This is a genomic window from Xanthomonas cissicola (assembly GCF_008801575.1).
In the GTDB taxonomy this organism is placed as follows: Bacteria; Pseudomonadota; Gammaproteobacteria; order Xanthomonadales; family Xanthomonadaceae; genus Xanthomonas; species Xanthomonas cissicola.
This window is the reverse complement of sequence record NZ_VZPL01000073.1, coordinates 1-20,851: the sequence shown is the minus strand read 5'-3', so window position 1 is coordinate 20,851 and position 20,851 is coordinate 1. Positions and strand designations below refer to the sequence as shown.

Sequence of the window (20,851 nt, the reverse complement as noted above, 5' to 3'; positions counted from 1 at the left end):
ATCTCGCGCCGGGTCTGCTTGCGCTTGCCCAGGCCCTCAGCGTCACCGAACGTCAGCTGCATAGATGATCCTCTACATGATGAGGCGGGTAGTGTCGCGTATCTGTGGTGCGTTGTTCAGAGCTTCCCTAGGAGGCGGGCACTATGCGCGGCTGCCGGCCAGCATCGTTGAACTGAGCCGATTGACCGAGTTGCGTATGTTGCGCTCGTCGCATTTTCGCGAGTTGCCTGAAAACATCGGTCTCATGCAGGGGCTCAGGTCGCTGGAGGTGGCATCGAACTCCGAGCTGGAGCAGCTTCCTGGCAGCCTCACCCAGCTGCATCGGCTGGAAAAACTCACCCTGTCGTCCAACCGCCGGCTGGCGCATTTGCCCGAGGACATCGGTCAACTGCACGGCTTGACGGAACTCTCGCTCAAAGATTGCGCCGCGCTCCAGCAACTACCCGACAGCGTGGGGGATCTCGCTCAGTTGCAACTGCTGGACCTGCGCGGCACCGGCCTGCAGACTCTTCCGCAGTCGCTGGCCCGACTGCCCGCTCAGTGCGATATCAAGGTGCCGGATCATCTGGCAGGCCAATTGCTGCAGATCCGCGACCCGGAGCGCGCTGCGCGCGAGGCACAGCGCGCGGCACAGCGACTGGCCGAGAGAAGGCGGCGCGCGCCCGTGCCGGCGGCGCAACAGGCTGGGTCGTCCTGGAACCGCGTCCCCGAGTTCGCGCGCGTGCTGCGCACTGTCGATGCCGACCTGGGTGAGCGTTTTGACAAGTGGACGCAAGGCTTGGCGCAAACTGCCAGGATCTTCGGCGCATCCATCACGCCGGCCGACATGCCCCTGCTGGACCAGGTGGTGGCCGAGGCCATTCGCTCACCCGAATTTCGCAGCAGCTTCGGCCAATTTTTGAGCGACCACACCGTCAAGACGCTCAACATGGATGGCATGACGCATGTGGGCGGTTTCGGGCCCGCCGTGCGAGGAGACGCCAAAACCGCGTTTTCCGAGATGCTCAAGCACAAGCTCATGCACACGCAGGACCACCAGACTGCACTGGGCCTGCTGCAGGACGCCCTGCAAAATCCAGACTTGGGGCTGCCCAGGGAGAGGCTGCTGCGCAGCAGGAATAAACTCACCGGGCGTGTGGAGATGTGGCCGCCATTGAAGGCCTATATTTCCATGCACGATGTGGAGGGACAAGCGGCGCAGGATGCGGCGATCACGTGGACGATGGCGCAGTTCGAAGAAGCGCAGCAGGGTGGCATCGGGGACGCAGAGGCCAAGCAGGAGTCCGAACGTGCGCAGGCCAACGCGAACCGCTTCATCGAGCAGCGAGCCCGTGTACTGCTCAGGGAATGGGACATCCGTTAGACCCTGGAGACCGGTGATATCGCGCCCGGCACTTTAAACGGCAGGCATGCTGGCGATGTTGATCGCAGAGCTCGGCGGGTGTTTGCCCGCCGAGCCCATGCAGTCTTTATTGGATGCCAGCAACCAGCCAAGCGTCGGCCGGTCTGTTTGATCGCTTCGCTCACGCCGCGGAACCCGTGCATATCCAGAACGCCGCGTTGTTCGCTGTCGTTGAAGCGTTCCATGAAGCCGCTTGACTGCATGGGGCATCTATCCGCTGCGCGTCTGCGTTGAGGGCTGGTGCTCCCATCTGTGGCCCGACCAGTCCGGATGCCAATGGATCCGGATAGACCTTTCGATGTACAGACAACAAAAAGCCCCCGATCTCTCGAGGGCTTTTGTTCATCCCAGGACACGCCTGGAACGGAATTTGGTGCGCCCGGAGGGATTCGAACCCCCGACCAATGGCTTCGGAAGCCACTACTCTATCCGGCTGAGCTACGAGCGCCTGGCCGCGCATTATGCCAGAACAGCCGGTATGCGCGTGATGGGGCCGGGCGGCGCGGGACCTGGGTGAGCCACGGCGTCACTGGAGACGTCATGACACCGGCCTCTCGGCCCGGGCAGTCGGTGGGTCGCAACCGGATGCCCAGGTTCGAGCGCACCGGATCCAGGCCGTGCAACGGTGTCGCCGTCTCAAGCGGTAGTCTGCAGAACGCAAGCCCGCTCAACGTCACCAGCCTGACCGTGCGGTTGAGCACGCACCCGAGCGCGGTCACTGCCGAGCTTGCGTTGTAGCCGCATACCCGCCGCACGCCTGACTGCGCCAACGTCCGGCTTAGCCGCTTGCGACCACGTCGTTCAGGCCAGCCGCACCCGTGAACAGCCTGCCATCGCGGACGCAGGGCTTTCCCAGGATTGCCGCCCGGGCAGCGCCCACCCCGCACATGACCACGGCCAAGCCGCGCTGCTACCCTTTGCCGCATGAGCAAGCATGGTGTCGAACAACTGCCCGCAGCGCGCGCGCTGACGTGGCCGCAGCGATTGGGCCAGTACTGGAAGCTGGTCCGCGGCGACCGCCCGATCGGAAGCCTGCTGCTGCTCTGGCCCACCTGGTGGGCGTTGTGGCTGGCCGCCGACGGCCTGCCGCCGCTGTGGACGCTCTTCGTGTTCACCGCCGGGGTGTGGCTGACCCGCTCGGCCGGTTGCGTGATCAACGATTACGCCGACCGCTGGCTGGATCCGCACGTGGAGCGCACCAAATCGCGTCCGCTGGCCACCGGCGCGGTCTCCGGGCGCGAGGCATTATGGGTATTCGTGGCGCTGATGCTGGTGGCCTTCGCGCTGGTGCTCACGCTCAACTGGCTGACCGTGATGCTGAGCGTGCCCGGCGTCTTCCTGGCCGCCAGCTACCCCTATCTCAAGCGCCATACCCACCTGCCGCAGGTCTATCTGGGCATGGCGTTCGGCTGGGGCATCCCGATGGCCTTCGCCGCCGTGCAAGGCAGCGTGCCGTTGCTGGGCTGGCTGCTGTATGCCGCCAACATCCTGTGGGCCACCGCCTACGACACCTGGTACGCCATGGTCGACCGCGACGACGATATCCGCATGGGCAGCAAGTCCACCGCCATCCTGTTCGGCAGATTCGATCTGATCGCGCAAGGCATCCTGTATGCGCTGATGGCCGCGACGCTGGTAATGGTCGGCCTGCGCGCTACTCTCGGTGTGGCGTACTGGGCCGGCCTGGGCGCTGCAGCGCTGCTGGTCGCCTACGAATTCCGCATCGCCCGCCACCGCGAGCGCGGCCCCTGCTTCCGCGCCTTCCTGCACAACAACTGGGTTGGCCTGGCGATCTTCGTCGGCATCGCAGTGGCGGTGGCAGGGCGTTAGATTCGGGATTGGGGATTGGGGATGGGAAATTCGTCGATTGAAGGTCAGACCTTGAAATTGCGAGCAAGGATTCAAGCCCGCCACCAGCTTCAACTGCTCTATTCCTCAATCTCTTCTGGCCATCCACCCGCCGAAGCCGCATCGCCATCCATCGCGCTGTGCCGTCGGACAAAGAGCCCGTCTCCTGCGGGAGAGAGGCTGGGGTGAGGGTGCGGGCGAAGCCTCGCGCACCCGGCGGCCGCCGGCTAGATCACGGCACCCGCGCGCAGACCCAGGCATCCACCCGTTGAACACCCGCCTTGCGCAAGGCCTTGGCCGCGGCGTGGAGCGTCGCGCCGGTCGTCATCACGTCGTCCACCAAGGCCACATGCGCCGGCAAGGCGCCGCGGACCTCGAACGCATCGCGCAGATTGCGCTGCCGCTCGGCCGCATCCAGTTCGGATTGCGGTGCGGTCGCGCGAACCCGGCGCAGCAACGGCTGGCACGGCAGCTGCAGCGCGCGGCCCAGCGGTCGGGCCAGCTCCAGCGCCTGGTCGTAACCGCGCTGGCGCAGGCGCTGCCGGTGCAGGCTTACCGGTACCAATGCCTGCGGGCGCGGCAGCCCCACGCAGCGCCGGGCCATCAGTTCGCTCAGCAGGCGGCCGGCCGCCAGGTCCTGATGGAACTTGAACCGCCGCAGCAGCCCATCCACCGGCCAGCGATAGGTAAAACAGGCATGCACCCGCTGCAGCGCTGGTGGGTGCTGCAGGCACTGCCCGCACAGCACCACCGCGTCGGAGGCGAACAGCTGCGTGGCGCAGCACAGGCAGGCGTGGCCATGATCGGGCAAGGCGGCGCGACATGCAGGGCATAGATCGCCGTCGGGCGTGCCGGCCTCCGCGCAGACCAGGCACAGGCTCGGCAGCAACAGTCGCAGCACCCGCTGCGGCCATCTGTAAACCGATCGGACCTGATTGAAGTTGACAGTCTCTTGCATGCTCACCAGACTGCCTGGCTTCCAAGCCGCTGACTGTCAGGAAACTCCGATGTCTGTTGTCGTCCGCCATGACTGGGATCGCAAAGAGCTGCAGGCGCTGTTCGATCTGCCGTTTCCGGAGCTGCTGCACCGCGCGGCCAGCGTGCATCGCGCGCACTTCGATCCGGCGCAAGTGCAGGTGTCCACCTTGCTCTCGGTCAAGACCGGCGGCTGCCCGGAAGACTGCGCGTATTGCCCGCAGGCGCAGCGCTACGACACAGGCGTGAGCGCGCAGAAGCTCATGGAGACCGAAGAGGTCGTCGCCAAGGCGCGCCAGGCCAAGGCCGCCGGCGCCTCGCGCTTCTGCATGGGCGCCGCCTGGCGCTCGCCCAAGGAGCGCGACATCCCCAAGGTGGCCGCCATGATCCGCGAGGTGAAGGCCATGGGCCTGGAAACCTGCGCCACGCTCGGCATGCTCGACGCCGGCCAGGCGCGTGCGCTCAAGGACGCCGGGCTGGACTACTACAACCACAATCTGGACACCGCGCCGGATTACTACGACTCGATCATCCACACCCGCCAGTATCAGGACCGCCTGAACACGCTGGAGCATGTGCGCGATGTCGGCCTGAAGACCTGCTGCGGCGGCATCGTCGGCATGGGCGAAACCCGCGAACACCGCATCGGCCTGCTGCTGGCGCTGGCCACGCTGCCGGCGCATCCGGATTCGGTGCCGATCAACCAGCTGGTGCAGGTACCCGGTACTCCGCTGCACGGCACCCAGCAGCTGGATCCGTTCGAGTTCGTGCGCATGATCGCCGTTGCCCGTATCGCCATGCCGAAATCGATGGTGCGCCTGTCCGCCGGCCGCGAGACGATGAGCGACGAACTGCAGGCGCTGTGCTTCCTGGCCGGTGCCAATTCGATTTTCTACGGCGAAAAACTGCTCACCACCGGCAACCCGGACACCGAGCGCGACCAGGCCCTGTTCCAGCGCCTGGGCCTGCGCCCGATGCAGGTCACCGTCGATGCGGCCGAGCACGATCACCCCGGCACCGTCCATGCGGAGATCACCCGTAGCGCGGCCTGCGAGCACGCCGCCTGACCCGGCGCACGGCACCGGTCGTCGGTGGCGGCTGGGCGCCCTGAGCCCGGCACGCTACGCTAGCCGGCCTTCCCTGCCGTTGAACGCCCCCATGGCTCGCCCCGATCTGCACGAACGGATTTCGTCGCTGCGCAAATTGCGTGTGGCCCAGGAACGGGTGCGGGTGCGACGGCAGGTGGGCCGGCGCGATGGCGTGCGGCTGGAGATCGACGGCCGTTGGCTGACCGGTTTCTGTTCCAACGACTACCTAGGCTTGTCGCAACAGTTCGAAGTGGTCGCCGCGCTGCAGGATGCCGCTGCCCGCGATGGTGCCGGCGCCACCGCCTCGCATCTGATCTGCGGGCACCACACCGCGCACGAAACATTGGAACGCGAAATCGCCGAATGGCTGGGCTATCCGTCGGCGTTGCTGTTCGGCAGCGGCTTCATCGCCAACCTGGCCGTGCAACAGGCGTTGCTCAGCGAAGAAGACGATGTCTGCGTGCAGGACCGGCTCAATCACGCCAGCCTGCTCGATGCCACGCGGCTGGCCGGTTGCCGGTTGCGGCGCTATCCGCACCTGGATGTGGAAGGCGCGATGCGCCAGCTCAAGGGCGCGCCCGAAGGCGCGGCGATGCTGGCCACAGACGGCGTTTTCAGCATGGACGGCGATGTCGCGCCGCTGCGCGCCTTGAGCCTGGTGGCACGCATGCAGCAAGCGCTGTTCTATGTGGACGACGCGCACGGTGTTGGCGTGCTCGGTCCGCAAGGGCGCGGTTGCGTCGCCGATGCCGGGTTGGGCGTGGCCGAAGTGCCGTTGCAGTTGGTCACCCTGGGCAAGGCGCTCGGTGGCTACGGCGCGGTGGTGGTGGGCGAAGAGGCGTTGGTGCGCCATCTGGCCGAAACTGCGCGCCCCTACATCTACACCACTGCATTGCCGCCGGCGCAGGTCGCGGCCACCCTGGCGGCCGTGCGCCTGGCGCGGCGCGACGATTGGCGGCGTGCGCGCCTGGTCGAATTGATCGGTGCGTTCCGCGATGGCGCGCGCAAGCACGGCTTCGAACTGATGGCCTCCGACACGCCGATCCAGCCGCTGCTATGCGGCGAGGAAGCAACCGTGATGGCGATGTCGGCTGCGCTCGAACACGCAGGTTTCATGGTTGGTGCCATTCGTCCGCCCACCGTGCCCGAAGGCAAGGCGCGCTTGCGCGTCACCTTGTCTGCGCTGCATACGCCGCAGCAGGTGCAGGCACTGATCGAGGCCATCGTGCAGGCGCGCGATGTGGTCAGTCGGCAGCCGCTGCGTGCCTCTGCCTGAGGCGAGTGGCAGCGCGTGGCTGGCCTGCACGCAGACACGCGCGGGCCACTCAGCCAATGCAGCGATCGCACGACGCACCTGCGTGGCAGGCGACCACGGCGCGCTGACCGTGCATTGCGCGATGGTTTGCCTGCATTGGACCAGCCGTGCAACCGGTGCGTGCCGGTATCCGATTGCACCCCGGCACTGACATGTCACGCGCGACACCAGGCACAGCCACGGCGGCGCAACGTCGCGTGTGGGAAGCGTTGTCGCGGCTGTACCTGGACAGCGACAGTTGCGACGACGACGGCATCGCACGCGTCCTGGCTGCCTCGCCCTTCGCCCTGGAACAGTTGCGCACGATGTTGTTGTACGAGGTGCACCCGGTGCTGATCGGCAATCTGCGCAGCGTGGCCGGCGTCTGGGACGGCTTCGATCCCGACTGGCTGGCGGCGGCGATCCAGGTGCGGCGCGCACGGCGCCGGCATTGGCCGGCGCGCTGGCGCTGGTGCGGCCATGCGCGTGCGCAATGGGCGTTGCTGGCCCCGAGAATCCTCGCACTGCGTGCAGCCGCCACGCATTGACGCCAAGACGCTGCACCCAACATCGGATCTGCGTGCCTCCAATCACCAGCGCGTATCCCACGATGCGTGCCGGCACGCCACAATCGGCGACAATGCGCGCATGCATATCGATGTCATCGGCCACGGGCCTGCGCTGGTTCTCCTGCACGGTTGGGCACTGCACGGCGGCGTGTTCGCACCGCTGGTGGAGCGCCTGGCGCCGCACTATCAATTGCATCTGGTCGACCTGCCCGGGCACGGCTTCAGTCGCGACGACAGCACACCGCTGGCCTTGCCCTATGTGGTTGCAGAAATTGCGGCCGCCACACCGCCGGCGGTATGGCTGGGCTGGTCGCTGGGCGGGCTGTTTGCGCTGCATGCGGCCGCCACCCTGCCGCAGGTGCGTGGGTTGGCGATGATTGCCGCCACGCCGCGTTTCGTGCGTGGCAGCGATTGGCCGAGTGCCGTCCAGCGCGAGGTGTTCGTGCAATTCGGCGTGGCGTTGTCGCGCGACTATCGCGGCACGCTGGAGCGTTTTCTTGCGCTGGACACGCTCGGCTCGGCGCATGCACGCAGCGAACTGCGCAGCCTGCGCGAGACGCTCACCGCGCGCGGCGAACCGGCACCGGAAGCGTTGCAGCAAGGGCTCACCCTGCTCGAACGCACCGATCTGCGCCGCACCGTGCCGCAGCTCGCACGCCCCAGCCTGTGGATCGCCGGGCAACGCGATCGCCTGGTGCCTGCCGCCGGCATGCATGCCGCCGCCGCGCTCAGCCCGCACGCGCAGGCGCTCACCATTGCTGGCGGTGGTCACGCGCCGTTTCTTGGTCATGCAGATCAGGTGAGCGAGGCACTGCAACGCTTCGTTGCGTCCGTGCCATGAGCCGATCGTCGATCATGCGACATCGCTGATCGAGGGACACTCGCATGGATCTGGGAATCGCTGGCCGCTGGGCGTTGGTCTGCGCCGCAAGCAAAGGGCTGGGTCTGGGCTGCGCACGTGCATTGGCCGGCGAAGGCGGCAATGTGGTGATCGCCGCGCGCGGCCGTGAGGCACTGGAGCACGCCGCCGATGCCTTGCGCGCATTGCCCGGCTCTGGCGAAGTGCGCAGCGTGGTTGCCGATATCGCCACGCCGGAAGGGCGCAGCGCCGCACTCGCGGCCTGCCCGCAGGTCGACATCCTGATCAACAACGCGGGCGGCCCGCCGCCAGGCGATTTCCGCCAGTGGGAACGCGCCGACTGGTTGCGCGCGCTAGACGCCAACATGCTGGCGCCGATCGAACTGATCCGCGCCACCGTCGATGGCATGCGCGCACGCCGCTTCGGCCGCATCGTCAACATCACCTCCAGCGCGGTGAAGGCGCCGATCGACATCCTTGGCCTGTCCAATGGCGCGCGCGCCGGCCTCACCGGCTTCGTCGCCGGGCTTGCGCGCAGCACCGTGGCCGACAACGTCACCATCAACAACCTATTGCCTGGGCAGTTCGCCACCGACCGCCTGCGCGGCAACTTCGCCGCCATCGCGCAGCAACAGGGCAGCAGTGCCGACAAGGTCGCCGAACGCAAGCGTGCGGGCATTCCGGCGGCGCGTTTTGGCGAGCCGGACGAGTTCGGTGCGGCTTGCGCCTTTCTGTGCAGCGCGCAGGCCGGCTATATCACCGGACAGAATCTGTTGATCGATGGCGGCAGCTATCCCGGCACGTTCTAGCGTGGCGTCGTCGCGCACCACGCATCGATTCCCTCCGCCCTAGCCCTGGGGCGACAATAGCGGCGCCATGACCAGTACTTTCGACCCCCGCCACGTCCGGCGCGCCTTTGCGCGTGCCGCCAGTACCTATACCGCCGCAGCCGCACTTCAACGCGAAGCGGAAACCCGCCTGCTCGAATCGCTCGACTACCTGGGCGAGCAGGTGCCCAAGGTGGCGCTGGATGTCGGCGCCGGCCCCGGCCATGCCAGCGCTGCAATCAAGAAGCGCTGGCCCAAGGCGCAGGTCATCGCGCTGGATCAGGCCATGCCGATGCTGCGCCAGGCGCGCAAGGCCGCGGGCTGGTGGAAGCCGTTTACGCAGGTGTGCGCCGATGCGCGCGCGCTACCGGTCGCCGACGGCAGCGTGGATGTGATCTTCAGCAATCTGTGCCTGCAGTGGGTGGAAGACCTGCCGACCGTGTTCGCCGGTTTCCGCCGCGCTTTGCGCCCGGGTGGGCTGCTGCTGTGCTCCACCTTCGGCCCGGAAACACTGATCGAATTGCGCGATGCCTTTGCGCAGAGCGACCCGGCCCCGCACGTCAGCCGCTTTGCGCCGATCGCCCAATTCGGCGATGCCCTGCTGATGTCCGGGTTCCGCGACCCGGTGCTGGACCGCGACCTGTTCACCCTGACCTACAACGATCTGCCCGCGCTGATGCGCGAACTGCGTGCGATGGGGGCAACCAATGCGCTCAGCAACCGCCGTGCCACCTTGACCGGACGCGGTCGCTTCGCGGCCGCCAGCGCTGCCTACGAACCGCTGCGGCGGCCGGACGGCACCCTGCCCAGCTCCTGGGAGGTGATCTACGCCCATGCCTGGGCACCGGCGCCGGGCGCGCCCATCCGCGAACACGGGCATGACGTCGCCAGCGTGCCGGTCAGCGCCATCCCGATCCGCCGCCGCATCGACTGAGCGGCGGTACAGAACGTTGGTCGTCGCGCATCCACTGCCGGTGAGACACAGAGTATTGCGCCCCCGCTCATGCTCACCTGTCAGGCTCGGCGGAGACTTGCTAGAATTCTGAAGTTAACGGCCGCACCTCCCTGTTGCGGATCACCTTGTTCGATGGTGGCTACCGACACGACGCAGCAGTGCTGCGTGCGCTGCTTGGCAGCCACTATCACGTTTGCGGCCCCCCGCCCCCCCAATCGGCCTCCCCCATGTTGAAGTGGCTCCTCATCGCGTTGTTCATCGCATCGGCGCTCTACATCCATTACCGCGGTCGCGTGCGGCACCGGCTCAGCCGGCAGTTGCTGGACCATTCCACCTTCATGGCCCCCATCAACACGCTGATGTACCTGTGTTCGCGGGTGCCGACCACGCCATTCATCGACCCGGGCAAGGAATTTCCCGAGCTGGCGCCGCTGCGCGCCAGCTGGCCACTGATCCGCGACGAAGCGGTGGCGTTGCAACAGATGCAGAAGATCCGCGCTGCTGAAGGCTATACCGACATCGGCTTCAATTCGTTCTTCCGGCGTGGCTGGAAGCGCTTCTATCTGAAGTGGTACGGCACCGCGCATCCGTCGGCAGCCGAATTGTGTCCGCAGACCACCGCCTTGCTGAAGTCCATTCCCACGGTCAAGGCAGCGATGTTCGCCGAGCTGCCGCCGGGCAGCGAACTACGCCCGCACCGCGACCCGTTCGCCGGCTCCATGCGCCTGCACCTGGGCCTGGCCACACCCAACGACGACCGTTGCTTCATCGACGTCGACGGGCAACGCCACAGCTGGCGCGATGGCGAGTGGACCATGTTCGATGAAACCTACATCCACTACGCGCGCAACGACACCGACCAGGACCGCATCATCCTGTTTTGCGATATCGAACGCCCGATGCGTTGGCGCTGGGCGGCTGCGGTGAACCGCTTCGTCGGCCGCAGCCTGCTCTCGGCCGGCGCCTCGCCCAATCAGGAAGGCGACAAGACCGGCGGCATCAATCGCGTGTTCCGCTATTTCTACGCCGCACGCCTCAAGGCCAAGGCGCTGAAGGAACGCAACAACCCGCTGTACCAGGTGCTCAAGTGGGGCATCTTCATCCTGGTGGTGGTCGGAATCGTGCTGCTGTAACCCTCGCCCACCCACCTAGGAACGCACTTGGCGCGACCGGCATAGCCGGTAACGCCTCATCGCGCGCAAGCGTGCTCCTACATAGGCGCAGCTCCGGCCGCGATACCGCACCAATCACGTAGGAGCGCACCCGGGCGCGACCAGGCATTGCCGGTAATGCCGGTAACGCCTCATCGCGCCCAGGTGCGCCCCTACGCAGCGCTGGCCGATGCGGTCGATGTGCTCAGCGCGATACCTGCGCAATCCATTCCTGCAGGTTGTAGTAGTTGGTCACGCGGGTGATCTTGTCGCCGCGCACGTCGAAGAACGCACCGCCCACCAGCACATAGGTCTGCCCGGTGGCCTCCGGCAGGCCTTCGTCGGTGGTGTGATAGACGCCATGCACCACGTACTCGGCGCCGACCCGGGTGCCATCGTCGTTGGCGATGACGACCACATCGCGCAATTGCTCGCGGTAACTGTCGTTCATGCGCTGCAGGAATGCGGCAAATTCGTTGCGGCCGATTTCGCGTGGACCTTGGTTGAGGTCATGGGCGACGTCCTCGGCCAGAAACGCCAACATGCCGTCCCAGTCGCCACGGTTGAATGCTGCGTAGTAGGCCTGGACCAGGCCGATGGCGTGTTGCCGATGGGTCTCGCTCATGCTCGAACCTGCCGCTGGGAAAGCCGCATCATAGGCCTGCGGTCACGACCCTTGCACCACCAGATCGCGGTGGAAGTAATACACCTCCTGCAACAGGAAGCGCCAGCTGGTGTGGAAGCTGCGAAAACGCGTGCTCGGCGTGGACGAGGCCAGCGCGTCGATACCCAGTTCCTGGCTCAGTCGCAGCGCACGCGCCATGTGCAGTGGGTCGCTGACGATGATCGCCCGATGCAGGCCGTGCCGCTCCATCAGCGTGCGCGCCTGTTCCAGGTTCTGCCGGGTGGTGCGCGAGGTGGTCTCGATCACGATGGCGTCCGGCGGGATGCCGTGGCGCAGCGCGTAGCGTCGTGCTACCTGCGATTCGGCAAAGCGCGCACCGTTGCCGAAGCCGCCGGTGAACAACAGCCGCGGCGCATAGCCCTGCGCGTATAGATCCAGTGCGTGCCGGATGCGTTCTTCGAACACCGGCGAAGGGCGCGCATCGTAGGCGGCCGCACCCAGCACGATGATCACATCGGCCGGCGCGGCCTGATCGCGGTCGCCGATCCACACGATCCAGCCTGCCACGGCCACCAGCCAGATCAGCGCCAGCATGCACAACCGCCAGCCCCAGCCCCACAGGCCGAGCCCGCGTGAGCGCCTGCTCACGCCGCGACCCAAGGCAAGGCGTCCAGATCGACATTGCCGCCGGACAGGATCAGCCCCACTCGCCGCCCGGCAAACCGTGCCGGCTGGGCCAGGACCGCAGCCAGGGCGATCGCCGAAGACGGCTCGACCACTTGCTTGAGCAACTGCCAGACCAGCCGCATGGCCTGCACCACCGCGGCATCGTCCACCGTGATCACCTGCGCACCGGCGCGCTGCAGCACTGCGAAGTTGGGCGCGCCCAAGGTGCCGCGCAGGCCGTCGCAAATGGTGTCCGGCACGAAATCGACCAGCCGCTGCCCGGCCGCCAGCGAACGCGCGGTGTCGGCTGCGCCGGCAGGCTCGGCCAGCACCAGCTCGCAGTCCGGCGACGCCTGCAGCGCCAGTGCGGCACCGGCCGCCAGCCCACCACCGCCGACAGGCGCCACCAGCACATCCAGCCCGCCGCTCTGGTGCAGCAACTCCAGCGTGGCGGTGCCCTGCCCGGCGATCACTGCACGATCGGTATACGGGTGCACCAGCGTGGCGCCGCTGCCGGCCTGCACCTCGGCGCACATCTGTTCCCGCGCCGCGATGGTCGGCGCGCAACGCCACAACGTGGCGCCGTTCCGGGAGATATTGGCGAGCTTGGCCGGCACCGCGCCCTCGGGCACCACCACATGGCAGCCGATGCCGCGCGTGCGTGCCGCAAGCGCCAGCGCCGCGCCGTGGTTGCCGGATGAATGCGTGACCACACCGCGCGCAGCCAGCGCATCCGGCAGCGACCACACGGCATTGCAGGCACCGCGGAACTTGAATGCGCCACTGCGCTGCAGATGCTCGGCCTTGAAGAACAACTGCGCACTGCTGAGCGCGTCCAGGCTGTGCGATGTCAGCAACGGTGTCGGCGCGCAGTGCGGCGCGATCCGCGCAGCGGCTTGCAGGACGTCGGAATGGGCAAGGGGGACCGTCTCGATCATGCCTGCAAGATTAACGTATCGCCTCCTCTTCACGGGTCGCACGCCTACCGCCGCGCATGCTGGATCGATGACAAAGCGTCGCAATGCCGCACAATTAAGGACCGATTCAATGCATCGGTTCGACAGTGGCACCATGGTTGCAGGAGGGCACCATCCATGAAATTCCGTCTGATCTTCGCCGCCGGGCTGTTGGCCCTGGGCGGCTGCGCAACCTACGACTACACCGGCGGTGGGTCGGGCGGCTATTACCGTGGTGCGCCTGCCGTGCAGTATCGCTATCCGCCCGGCTACTCCCCGTATTTCTACGGCAACCCGTACGGTCTGCCGTATGGCTATGGCGCCGGGTCGATCGGCCTGTACGACTACCCGGTGTACCCGGTTTATCGTGGTGGTGGCGGCTACTACTACCGGCAGTACGATCGCCGTCCGCAGTACCGTCCGCCGCGCCCGAACGGCTCGTTCAACAACGGGCCGCGCCCCGGCGGCTCGCGGCCGCAACAACCCAACCGCCCTCCGGCAACCGGCGCACCGCCGTCGCGGCCGCCACCGCGTATAGGCGCACCGCCGCGGGTCATTCGCGAGATCCAGCGGCAAACCGCACCGCGCACTACACGCGAACAGATTCCGTAGGACGCTGACTGCGACCTGGCCCACACTTGGCGATATTGGGGGCTTGCGTTCAGCTGACGATTGGCTGCAAGCTAGGTGCTCTGTGTGACCCGCCACGTCATTTTTTGACCGGGCCAGCCCCACTGAATGACTTATGTCGATGTCCGACAGGGAAATCTGGATCCCCCCTGTTCCGGCCCTGTCGGATATCGGCGCCTACAACACAGAAAGCCCCGGCATGCCGGGGCTTTCTGTTTTTGTTCGATGTTGCCGAGCAGGCGCTGCAGCGCAGGGGGCGCATGCGCAAACTCGCAGGAATCATAAAAAATAAGGGCCGGCAGTCCCCCGACTACCGACCCTTACGCTACCCCATCGCACGCGCGGCTGGCCCCTGTTCCAATTCCAGCCTTTGCGCCCATGTCGCAATGCCACGACGGGTGCAGTAGGGATATCCGCACGAAACATGCCAACTTGAGGGTCACTTGCTGTAAATGTGATTTGAATCACATTTTCTACCGAACAAGTGACCTGGCCCGCCCTTCAGCCGATACTTCCGCGGCCGTTTTCCCTTTTCCGCTCCTGGTCCACGTTCATGTCCGACTCCTTTTATCGCTACGACGTCATCGTGATCGGAGGTGGTCATGCCGGCACCGAGGCCGCCCTTGCGTCTGCACGCGCAGGGGCGCGCACCTTGCTGCTCACCCACAACATCGAGACGGTGGGGGCGATGAGCTGTAACCCGGCCATCGGCGGGATCGGCAAGGGCCACCTGGTCAAGGAGATCGACGCACTCGGTGGGGCGATGGCACGCGCAGCGGATCTGGCCGGCATCCAGTGGCGCACGCTCAACGCCTCCAAGGGGCCGGCAGTGCGTGCCACGCGCTGCCAGGCCGACCGCAACCTGTACCGCACTGCGATCCGCTGCATCGTCGAGGCCCAGCCCAACCTGACCGTTTTCCAGGCGGCCGTGGACGATCTGATCATTCATCACGGCGCCAGCGAAGCCGACAGCGTGCGTGGGGTCATCACCCAGACCGGGCTGCGTTTCCAAGCGCCTTCGGTGGTGCTGACGGCCGGCACGTTCCTGGCCGGCAAGATCCATGTCGGCCAAACGCAGTACGCGGCCGGGCGCATGGGCGATCCGCCGGCCACCACGCTGGCCGCGCGCCTGCGCGAGCGCCCGTTCGCGATCGACCGGCTCAAGACCGGCACCCCGCCGCGGATCGACGGGCGCACCCTCGATTACGGCGTGATGGCCGAGCAGCCCGGCGACGACCCATTGCCGGTGATGTCGTTCATGGGCCAGGTCAGCGACCATCCGCGCCAGGTCAGCTGCTGGATCACCCAGACCACCGAGCAAACCCACGAGATCATTCGCAACGCGCTGCATCGCTCGCCGCTGTATTCGGGGCAGATCGAAGGCATCGGCCCGCGTTACTGCCCGTCGATCGAAGACAAGGTGGTGCGTTTTGCCGAGAAGACCAGCCACCAGATCTTCGTCGAACCCGAAGGCCTGGAAGTGGCCGAGATCTATCCCAACGGTATTTCCACCTCGCTGCCGTTCGATGTGCAGCTGGCACTGGTGCGCTCGATCCACGGCTTTGCGAACGCGCACATCACCCGCCCCGGCTACGCCATCGAGTACGACTTCTTCGACCCGCGCGGGCTCAAGGCCTCGCTGGAGACCAAGGCGGTGGGCGGGCTGTTCTTCGCCGGGCAGATCAACGGCACCACTGGCTACGAAGAGGCGGCCGCCCAGGGTCTGCTCGCCGGGCTCAACGCAGCCCGCCACGTGCAGGGGCTGCCGGCGTGGTCGCCGCGCCGCGATGAGGCCTACCTGGGCGTGCTGGTGGACGATCTCATTACCCACGGCACCACCGAGCCGTACCGCATGTTCACCAGCCGCGCCGAATACCGATTGCAGCTACGCGAGGACAATGCCGATGCGCGCCTGACCGGCGTCGGGCGTGCGATGGGCCTGGTGGACGACGCGCGCTGGGCGCGCTTTGCCGCTAAGCAGGAGGCCGTGCAACGCGAAACGGCGCGGCTGTCTGCACTGTGGGCCACACCGGGCAATGCGCTGGGCCGCGAGGTGGCCGACGCGCTGGGCGTGACAGTCAGCCGCGAAACCAACGTGCTGGATCTGATCAAGCGCCCGGAACTCAATTACGCCACTTTGATGCGGGTGCCGACCCTGGGCCCGGGCGTGGACGATGCGCAGGTGGCCGAGCAGGTCGAGATCAGGGTCAAGTACGCCGGTTATCTGGATCGCCAGCGCGACGATATCGCGCGTCAGCAACGTCACGAAACCACGCCGATCCCGGACGGTTTCGATTACGCCAGCGTGCGCGGCCTGTCGATCGAAGTGCAGCAGAAACTTGAACGCGTGCGCCCCCAGCACATCGGTCAGGCACAACGGATTCCCGGCATGACCCCGGCGGCGATCTCGCTGCTGCTGGTGCATCTGGAACGCGCGCGACGCAGCCAAGTGGCGTGATCGACGCGACGGGCCCTGCCCGTCGCCAGTGATCGTTGGCATCCATCCCTCTGACGACAGCGGGCGACCGCGCCGGTCATCGCGACACGATGGCGTGTCCCGATTTGCGAACACGCGGGCGAGCAAAGGCGACCTGAGCCGACCCAACGGTCGAAGCGGGCTCGAGCGTTATTGCTATGATTTGCCAACTGACGACATATTTCGACACATGAACGTATCCAGCACGTTATTGCCGGCGATGTTCCGCAGCGTCTGCGCTCTGCTGCTATCGACAGTGGCATGCAGTTGGCCGGCACATGCCAAGACCGAAGAAGACGGGCGTTACTGGCTGAGCGTCTACGCGCAAGGCAAGCTGCCGGTCGAAAACCTGTACTGGAGCATGGATGTCCATCCGCGCTGGCGCGAGGAAGGCGAACAGTTCGATCAACTGATCTTGCGCCCTGCCGTGTTCTACCGGCTCAATCCCAAGGCCAGTTTCTGGATGGGTTACGACACCATCATCAGCCATCCGGCTGGGCAGCCATCCAACCGCGAAAATCGCTGGTGGGGGCAATTTCAATATCAATTCGATCCGATCGCCGATATCACCATTACCAGCCGCACGCGCCTGGAACAGCGTCACCGCGAAGGCTTCAACGATGAAGGGTATCGCGTGCGGCAAATGATCCGCGCGGTGCGCCCCAGCGGGTTCAGTCCGCAATTGTCGTGGGTGGCGTTCAACGAAGTGTTCGTCAATCTGGATCAGACCCGATGGGGCGCGCAACGCGGTCTCGATCAGAATCGGGTATTCGTCGGCATCAACTGGAAATTCAATGCCATTGCCAACGCCGATGTCGGTTACCTGAATCAGTTCGTCAACACGCGTGCGGTGGATCGGGAAAACCACGTCTTGATGACCACGTTCCGCTTCAATTTCTGAGCACCGCGTGCGCGTGGCCCAGTTGCAGGGCGAGGTTGAAGGCAGTGCGTTTCAATCGACGCCGGACGCCATGCTGGGCGATTCGACAAGACCTGCGCGTTGCCAACGAACAGCCGATGACAACCATGACAGTCCACGTGGTGCGCAGCGCCGTCGGCGCCGGCATACGGGCAGGCGCATGCCTGCATCCAGGTCTTCTTGTCGCAGGGCGCACAGGCATGCGGTGCCACACGCACCGAAGCTGCAGCGATACCGCCAGTGTTGCGGCAGCGCGAGCCTCGGCACGGCTGCCGCAGGTCGTCAGGCGGCCCTGCGTTCGATCGCCGGCAGCAGGCGCTGGCGTAGCGTCAGTGCCGCCAGGTCCAGCGTTTCACCGGCGGCACGCAAGACGCTGCCCATGTTGATGAAGCCGTGGATCATGCCCGGGAAGCTATGCAGGGTGACTTCCACTCCTGCCGCACGCAGGCGCTCGGCATAGGCGCGGCCTTCGTCGTAGAGCATGTCGCGGTCGCAGACCACGACCAGCGCAGGCGCAACGCCGGAGACATCCGGCGCCAGCATCGGCGAGACACGCCAGTCGTTGGCCACCGCCATATCCGGCAGCAGATGGCGGTTGAAGAATTCCACCGCTGCCGCAGTCAACGGCGGCAGGCCGGCGTTGAGCGAGCGCGATGGATACAAGCCGCTGTCCTGGCGCGCGTCGGTCAGCGGATAGACCAGCAGCTGGCAACGCAATGCGATTCCGGCATCGCGCGCGGCCAGTGCGGCAACCGCGGCCATGGCGCCGCCGATACTGTCGCCGCAGACGGCAAGGCGCTGCACATCGGCGCCGACCGTGTCCGGGTGCGCAACCAGCCAATGCAAGGTCGCGATGACATCTTCCACACCGGCCGGCGCCGGGTGCTCGGGGGCCAGACGGTAATGGATCGCCAGCACCTGACAGCCAGCGCGCGCTGCCAATTGCCGACACACATCGTCATGGGACTCCAGATCGCCGACCAGACCGCCGCCGCCGTGCACGTATAGGCAGGTCGGGGCTGGGCCGGTTGCGAGCCCCGTGGGGCGATACACGCGCAAAGGCACTACACCGGTAGCGGCATCGGCCTGCAGATCGCGTACCTCGGCCATCTCGAGGCGCTGGAAACCGAACTGCGCGCCCACCGCGCGCATCATCGCGCGCGCGCCTTCGATCGGCAGGGTGTCCATGGGCGGCTGCGCCGCCTCTTGAAGCTGGGCGAACAGGCGCACGACATCAGGATCAAACGACATGACGAACTCTCCGATAAGCAGTTGTCGAGCTTGCCAGATTGTTATGAATCATCACTATTCACATCGTTAACTAGTGTTAACGGATTGACCGGCTGGCCGGGCATGCATGCGAAAAGCCAAGGATTGCCGGGAAAATAGGCGACCACACGTGGATCGGCCTCTTGGCAACGGTGCAGGTACGGCAGCCCGCGCGTTGAATTTGCTGCGCTGCATCGCGACCACTGCGCTGCTAAGGACCTGACAGCTGGCGCAGCGGCCTGTTGGCAATTGCTAATCGTTGTCTTCGGCAGCGGCTTCGCGGCCTTGCTGGCGAATGAGGTTTTCCTGGCGCGCATCTTCGATCGAGGCACGGACGGCGCGTACATCGGCGCGGCGGGTGTCGAATTTGAAGCGCCCGGTGAGCGCGCTGTCCGGGCGCAGTTCGCCCTTTTCGAACAGCGCCCACATCTCTTCGCCGTAATGGGTGTCCAGCAGCTCGGGCGCGAAACGGCCAAGGCAATCGCGCAGGTTGTGCACGTCGCGCAGCAGCATGTCGCGCGCGGCATTGTTGCCGGCGGCGCTGACCACCTGCGGAAAGTCGATCACTACCGGGCCATCGGGCGAAACCAGCACGTTGTATTCGGACAGATCGCCGTGCACCAGGCCCAGCGACAGCATCTTGACCACATCGCCGATCAGGCTGGCATGGAAGGCGCGCGCCTGATCGGGCTCCAGTTCCACTTCGCCCAGCCGCGGTGCGCTGTGACCGGCGTCATCGGTGACCAGGTCCATCAGCAGCACGCCGTGGAAGTAACCGCGCGGTTTGGGCACGTGCACGCCGGCATCCACCAGTTGATAGAGCGCATCGGCTTCGGTGTTCTTCCAGGCGGTCTCAGCTTCCTTGCGGCCGAACTTGGTGGCCTTGCCCATCGCGCGCGCCTGACGGCTGCCACGCACCTTGCGGCCTTCCTGGTACTGCACGCGCGCCTGGAAACTGCGTTGCGCCATGTCCTTGTAGACCTTGGCGCACAGGATCTCGGCGCCTGCGCTCACCACGTAGACGGATGCTTCCTTGCCGCTCTTCAGTGGTCGCAACACTTCGTCGATGACGCCGTCGTCGATCAGCGGCTGCAGGCCGTTGGGGGTTTTCATGGACTAAGAGCACCGATCCGTCACAAACCAGCAGCGATTATGCGGCAAGCAGGGTGAAGCGCTTACATGCCCACGCACAGAGTGTGAGCCGGGGCATGCCATGGCGCGAGCGCTTACCATGCACGGACCTGTCCGCTGCCGCATTCCTATGCCCGAGCCCGCCTCCAGCCGCCGCAAACGTCCCGCCGCCGTGGTTGCGGCCGGCAGCGATCGCGGCCTGCCGCATGAGCTGATGCAGCAGATCGCCGCCGCCCAGGGCGATCCGGACTTCATGACCTCGCTGGGGCGCGGGCTGGTGGTACTGAGCGTGTTCGCGCAGCACGCGCGCGAAGTGACGATGTCGCAGATCAGCCTGGAAACCGGCATTTCGCGCGCGGCTGTCCGGCGCGTGCTGCATACGCTGGCCAAGCTCGGCTATGTGGGCGAGCAAGGACGTGGCTACGTGTTGCTGCCGCGCGTGCTGGGAATCGGCGGCGCGTACGCGGCGTCTTCATCGATGACGGCGGCCGCGCAGCCGGTCCTGGACGGGCTGCGCGACCAGTTGCACGAGTCGTGTTCGCTGGGCGTGCTGGATGGCGACGACCTGTTGTACGTGGCGCGATCGGAAACGGTGCGCATCATGTCGATCGGGCTGCGCCCCGGCACGCGGCTGCCGGCCTACTGCACCTCGATGGGCCGCGTGTTGCTGGCCGCCCTGCCCGGCGACACCTTGCAGGCGTATCTGGAACGTACCACCTTGCGTCCGCGGACCGACCGCACGGTGACCCAGGCCTCGGCACTGCTGGAGGTGCTGGCGCGCACGCGCCGCGAAGGCATGTGCCTGACCGATCAGGAACTGGAAATCGGCCTGCGCTCGGTCGCCGTGCCGGTGCGCAACCTGCGCGGCGAGGTGATCGCCGCGCTCAACATCGGCGCCCAGGCCGGGCGGGTGAGCCTGCAGACGATGCAGGCGCAGTTGCTGGAACCGCTGAAGCAGGCGGCGCAACGGCTGGGAACCTTGCTGAGCTAGGGAAGGTCTGAATAACGAGGCCTGAGAGTGCGGGATGTCGCGTCGTTCCGAAGAGTGGCGTTTGAATCTTTGGAATTTCGCCATTTCTGGCGCTTTCCGTGGGAATTTCCTGGTTTACAGGCGCACGCTCCCCATAGCCGGCAGCAACTGCTTTCGCTTCATCCACAGATTGGAGAGCGCAAACAAGGTCAGCACGTGTGCGGTGTTTTTGGCCAGGCCG

Annotated in this window: 19 protein-coding genes, 1 tRNA gene and 1 pseudogene; 13 read left to right on the top strand and 8 right to left on the bottom strand. The window is 66.1% G+C overall.

Annotated features, from left to right (window positions below):
* Window positions 1–64 precede the first annotated feature (64 nt).
* Entirely contained in the window at window positions 65–1,363 is a 1,299-nt protein-coding gene (gene xopAE, locus F7R02_RS20960; RefSeq protein WP_151210183.1) for a type III secretion system effector XopAE, read from the top strand.
* A 410-nt stretch (window positions 1,364–1,773) separates the two neighbouring features.
* Here xopAE and F7R02_RS20955 read toward each other — a convergent pair.
* Window positions 1,774–1,850 (bottom strand) — tRNA-Arg (locus tag F7R02_RS20955).
* Between the two features lie 476 nt (window positions 1,851–2,326).
* Here F7R02_RS20955 and ubiA point away from each other — a divergent pair.
* Window positions 2,327–3,232 carry a 4-hydroxybenzoate octaprenyltransferase gene (ubiA, locus tag F7R02_RS20945; protein WP_078538346.1) on the top strand — a complete coding sequence of 302 codons (906 nt, stop codon included), beginning with the start codon at window positions 2,327–2,329 and terminating at the stop codon, window positions 3,230–3,232.
* A gap of 250 nt (window positions 3,233–3,482) precedes the next feature.
* Here the strand turns inward: ubiA and F7R02_RS20940 are convergent, their stop codons facing one another.
* Window positions 3,483–4,208, bottom strand: coding sequence for a ComF family protein (locus F7R02_RS20940; protein ID WP_015471631.1), 726 nt, complete (start codon window positions 4,206–4,208; stop codon window positions 3,483–3,485).
* A gap of 49 nt (window positions 4,209–4,257) precedes the next feature.
* Here F7R02_RS20940 and bioB point away from each other — a divergent pair, with 49 nt between their 5' ends.
* The 7 genes from bioB (at window position 4,258) to lpxO (ending at window position 10,950) form a co-directional block, all read left to right on the top strand.
* The gene (bioB, locus tag F7R02_RS20935) at window positions 4,258–5,292 is read left to right on the top strand and encodes a biotin synthase BioB (protein ID WP_005920040.1); all 1,035 of its coding nucleotides are present in this window, start codon (window positions 4,258–4,260) and stop codon (window positions 5,290–5,292) included.
* Window positions 5,216–6,589, top strand: a complete 1,374-nt coding sequence (bioF, locus tag F7R02_RS20930; protein ID WP_170914352.1) for an 8-amino-7-oxononanoate synthase — start codon at window positions 5,216–5,218, stop codon at window positions 6,587–6,589. Before bioB ends, bioF begins: the two co-directional genes overlap by 77 nt.
* 191 nt (window positions 6,590–6,780) lie before the next feature.
* Window positions 6,781–7,155, top strand: coding sequence for a DUF7079 family protein (locus F7R02_RS20925; RefSeq protein ID WP_003485712.1), 375 nt, complete (start codon window positions 6,781–6,783; stop codon window positions 7,153–7,155).
* A gap of 100 nt (window positions 7,156–7,255) precedes the next feature.
* A complete protein-coding gene (gene bioH / locus F7R02_RS20920) occupies window positions 7,256–8,017 on the top strand; it encodes a pimeloyl-ACP methyl ester esterase BioH (RefSeq protein WP_078591262.1) in 762 nt (253 codons plus the stop codon).
* Between the two features lie 44 nt (window positions 8,018–8,061).
* Window positions 8,062–8,844, top strand: a complete 783-nt coding sequence (locus F7R02_RS20915) for an SDR family oxidoreductase (protein WP_078538345.1) — start codon at window positions 8,062–8,064, stop codon at window positions 8,842–8,844.
* 67 nt (window positions 8,845–8,911) lie between these two features.
* Window positions 8,912–9,796: a malonyl-ACP O-methyltransferase BioC gene (gene bioC, locus F7R02_RS20910; protein WP_078591260.1), complete on the top strand. Its 885-nt coding sequence runs from the start codon at window positions 8,912–8,914 to the stop codon at window positions 9,794–9,796.
* A 248-nt stretch (window positions 9,797–10,044) separates the two neighbouring features.
* Window positions 10,045–10,950, top strand: a complete 906-nt coding sequence (gene lpxO / locus F7R02_RS20905; RefSeq protein WP_005920034.1) for a lipid A hydroxylase LpxO — start codon at window positions 10,045–10,047, stop codon at window positions 10,948–10,950.
* Window positions 10,951–11,173: 223 nt separating this feature from the next.
* On the opposite strand, the gene F7R02_RS20900 is transcribed toward lpxO, so the two are convergent.
* From F7R02_RS20900 to F7R02_RS20890, 3 genes are read right to left on the bottom strand one after another with little or no spacing between them, the layout of a single operon-like run.
* The gene (locus F7R02_RS20900; RefSeq protein ID WP_003485705.1) at window positions 11,174–11,593 is read right to left on the bottom strand and encodes a ketosteroid isomerase-related protein; all 420 of its coding nucleotides are present in this window, start codon (window positions 11,591–11,593) and stop codon (window positions 11,174–11,176) included.
* 42 nt (window positions 11,594–11,635) lie between these two features.
* Window positions 11,636–12,253, bottom strand: a complete 618-nt coding sequence (locus tag F7R02_RS20895; RefSeq protein WP_005920033.1) for a YdcF family protein — start codon at window positions 12,251–12,253, stop codon at window positions 11,636–11,638.
* Complete coding sequence (locus F7R02_RS20890; protein ID WP_078566786.1) at window positions 12,238–13,197, bottom strand: pyridoxal-phosphate dependent enzyme; 960 nt, start codon at window positions 13,195–13,197, stop codon at window positions 12,238–12,240. Before F7R02_RS20890 ends, F7R02_RS20895 begins: the two co-directional genes overlap by 16 nt.
* 156 nt (window positions 13,198–13,353) lie before the next feature.
* Here F7R02_RS20890 and F7R02_RS20885 point away from each other — a divergent pair, with 156 nt between their 5' ends.
* The 3 genes from F7R02_RS20885 (at window position 13,354) to F7R02_RS20875 (ending at window position 17,222) form a co-directional block, all read left to right on the top strand.
* Window positions 13,354–13,827 (top strand): hypothetical protein, encoded by a 474-nt coding sequence (locus tag F7R02_RS20885; protein ID WP_003485699.1) that lies wholly within the window; start codon window positions 13,354–13,356, stop codon window positions 13,825–13,827.
* Between the two features lie 571 nt (window positions 13,828–14,398).
* Window positions 14,399–16,303, top strand: coding sequence for a tRNA uridine-5-carboxymethylaminomethyl(34) synthesis enzyme MnmG (mnmG, locus tag F7R02_RS20880; RefSeq protein ID WP_078591259.1), 1,905 nt, complete (start codon window positions 14,399–14,401; stop codon window positions 16,301–16,303).
* A gap of 238 nt (window positions 16,304–16,541) precedes the next feature.
* Window positions 16,542–17,222, top strand: a complete 681-nt coding sequence (locus F7R02_RS20875; protein ID WP_139371105.1) for a DUF2490 domain-containing protein — start codon at window positions 16,542–16,544, stop codon at window positions 17,220–17,222.
* 300 nt (window positions 17,223–17,522) lie between these two features.
* Here F7R02_RS20875 and F7R02_RS20870 read toward each other — a convergent pair whose 3' ends face one another.
* Both F7R02_RS20870 and F7R02_RS20865 read right to left on the bottom strand, forming a co-directional pair.
* The gene (locus F7R02_RS20870) at window positions 17,523–18,491 is read right to left on the bottom strand and encodes an alpha/beta hydrolase (protein WP_005928881.1); all 969 of its coding nucleotides are present in this window, start codon (window positions 18,489–18,491) and stop codon (window positions 17,523–17,525) included.
* Between the two features lie 270 nt (window positions 18,492–18,761).
* Window positions 18,762–19,622, bottom strand: a complete 861-nt coding sequence (locus tag F7R02_RS20865; protein ID WP_005912751.1) for a PA4780 family RIO1-like protein kinase — start codon at window positions 19,620–19,622, stop codon at window positions 18,762–18,764.
* 148 nt (window positions 19,623–19,770) lie between these two features.
* On the opposite strand from F7R02_RS20865, the gene F7R02_RS20860 reads away from it, so the two are divergent.
* Complete coding sequence (locus F7R02_RS20860) at window positions 19,771–20,631, top strand: IclR family transcriptional regulator domain-containing protein (protein WP_003485687.1); 861 nt, start codon at window positions 19,771–19,773, stop codon at window positions 20,629–20,631.
* Between the two features lie 114 nt (window positions 20,632–20,745).
* Here the strand turns inward: F7R02_RS20860 and F7R02_RS20850 are convergent.
* A pseudogene (locus F7R02_RS20850) lies at window positions 20,746–20,851 on the bottom strand (IS5/IS1182 family transposase); the annotation flags it as partial.

Excerpts from the sequence above, each read along its gene's own strand:
- F7R02_RS20915 (WP_078538345.1), top strand. The coding sequence starts at position 8,062 with ATGGATCTGGGAATCGCTGGCCGCTGGGCGTTGGTCTGCGCCGCAAGC.
- ubiA (WP_078538346.1), top strand. The coding sequence starts at position 2,327 with ATGAGCAAGCATGGTGTCGAACAACTGCCCGCAGCGCGCGCGCTGACG.
- F7R02_RS20940 (WP_015471631.1), bottom strand. The coding sequence starts at position 4,208 with ATGCAAGAGACTGTCAACTTCAATCAGGTCCGATCGGTTTACAGATGG.
- F7R02_RS20890 (WP_078566786.1), bottom strand. The coding sequence starts at position 13,197 with ATGATCGAGACGGTCCCCCTTGCCCATTCCGACGTCCTGCAAGCCGCT.
- bioC (WP_078591260.1), top strand. The coding sequence starts at position 8,912 with ATGACCAGTACTTTCGACCCCCGCCACGTCCGGCGCGCCTTTGCGCGT.
- F7R02_RS20860 (WP_003485687.1), top strand. The coding sequence starts at position 19,771 with ATGCCCGAGCCCGCCTCCAGCCGCCGCAAACGTCCCGCCGCCGTGGTT.
- F7R02_RS20870 (WP_005928881.1), bottom strand. The coding sequence starts at position 18,491 with ATGTCGTTTGATCCTGATGTCGTGCGCCTGTTCGCCCAGCTTCAAGAG.
- F7R02_RS20925 (WP_003485712.1), top strand. The coding sequence starts at position 6,781 with ATGTCACGCGCGACACCAGGCACAGCCACGGCGGCGCAACGTCGCGTG.
- F7R02_RS20875 (WP_139371105.1), top strand. The coding sequence starts at position 16,542 with ATGTTCCGCAGCGTCTGCGCTCTGCTGCTATCGACAGTGGCATGCAGT.
- mnmG (WP_078591259.1), top strand. The coding sequence starts at position 14,399 with ATGTCCGACTCCTTTTATCGCTACGACGTCATCGTGATCGGAGGTGGT.
- F7R02_RS20885 (WP_003485699.1), top strand. The coding sequence starts at position 13,354 with ATGAAATTCCGTCTGATCTTCGCCGCCGGGCTGTTGGCCCTGGGCGGC.
- bioB (WP_005920040.1), top strand. The coding sequence starts at position 4,258 with ATGTCTGTTGTCGTCCGCCATGACTGGGATCGCAAAGAGCTGCAGGCG.
- xopAE (WP_151210183.1), top strand. The coding sequence starts at position 65 with ATGATCCTCTACATGATGAGGCGGGTAGTGTCGCGTATCTGTGGTGCG.
- F7R02_RS20865 (WP_005912751.1), bottom strand. The coding sequence starts at position 19,622 with ATGAAAACCCCCAACGGCCTGCAGCCGCTGATCGACGACGGCGTCATC.
- bioH (WP_078591262.1), top strand. The coding sequence starts at position 7,256 with ATGCATATCGATGTCATCGGCCACGGGCCTGCGCTGGTTCTCCTGCAC.
- lpxO (WP_005920034.1), top strand. The coding sequence starts at position 10,045 with ATGTTGAAGTGGCTCCTCATCGCGTTGTTCATCGCATCGGCGCTCTAC.
- F7R02_RS20900 (WP_003485705.1), bottom strand. The coding sequence starts at position 11,593 with ATGAGCGAGACCCATCGGCAACACGCCATCGGCCTGGTCCAGGCCTAC.
- bioF (WP_170914352.1), top strand. The coding sequence starts at position 5,216 with ATGCGGCCGAGCACGATCACCCCGGCACCGTCCATGCGGAGATCACCC.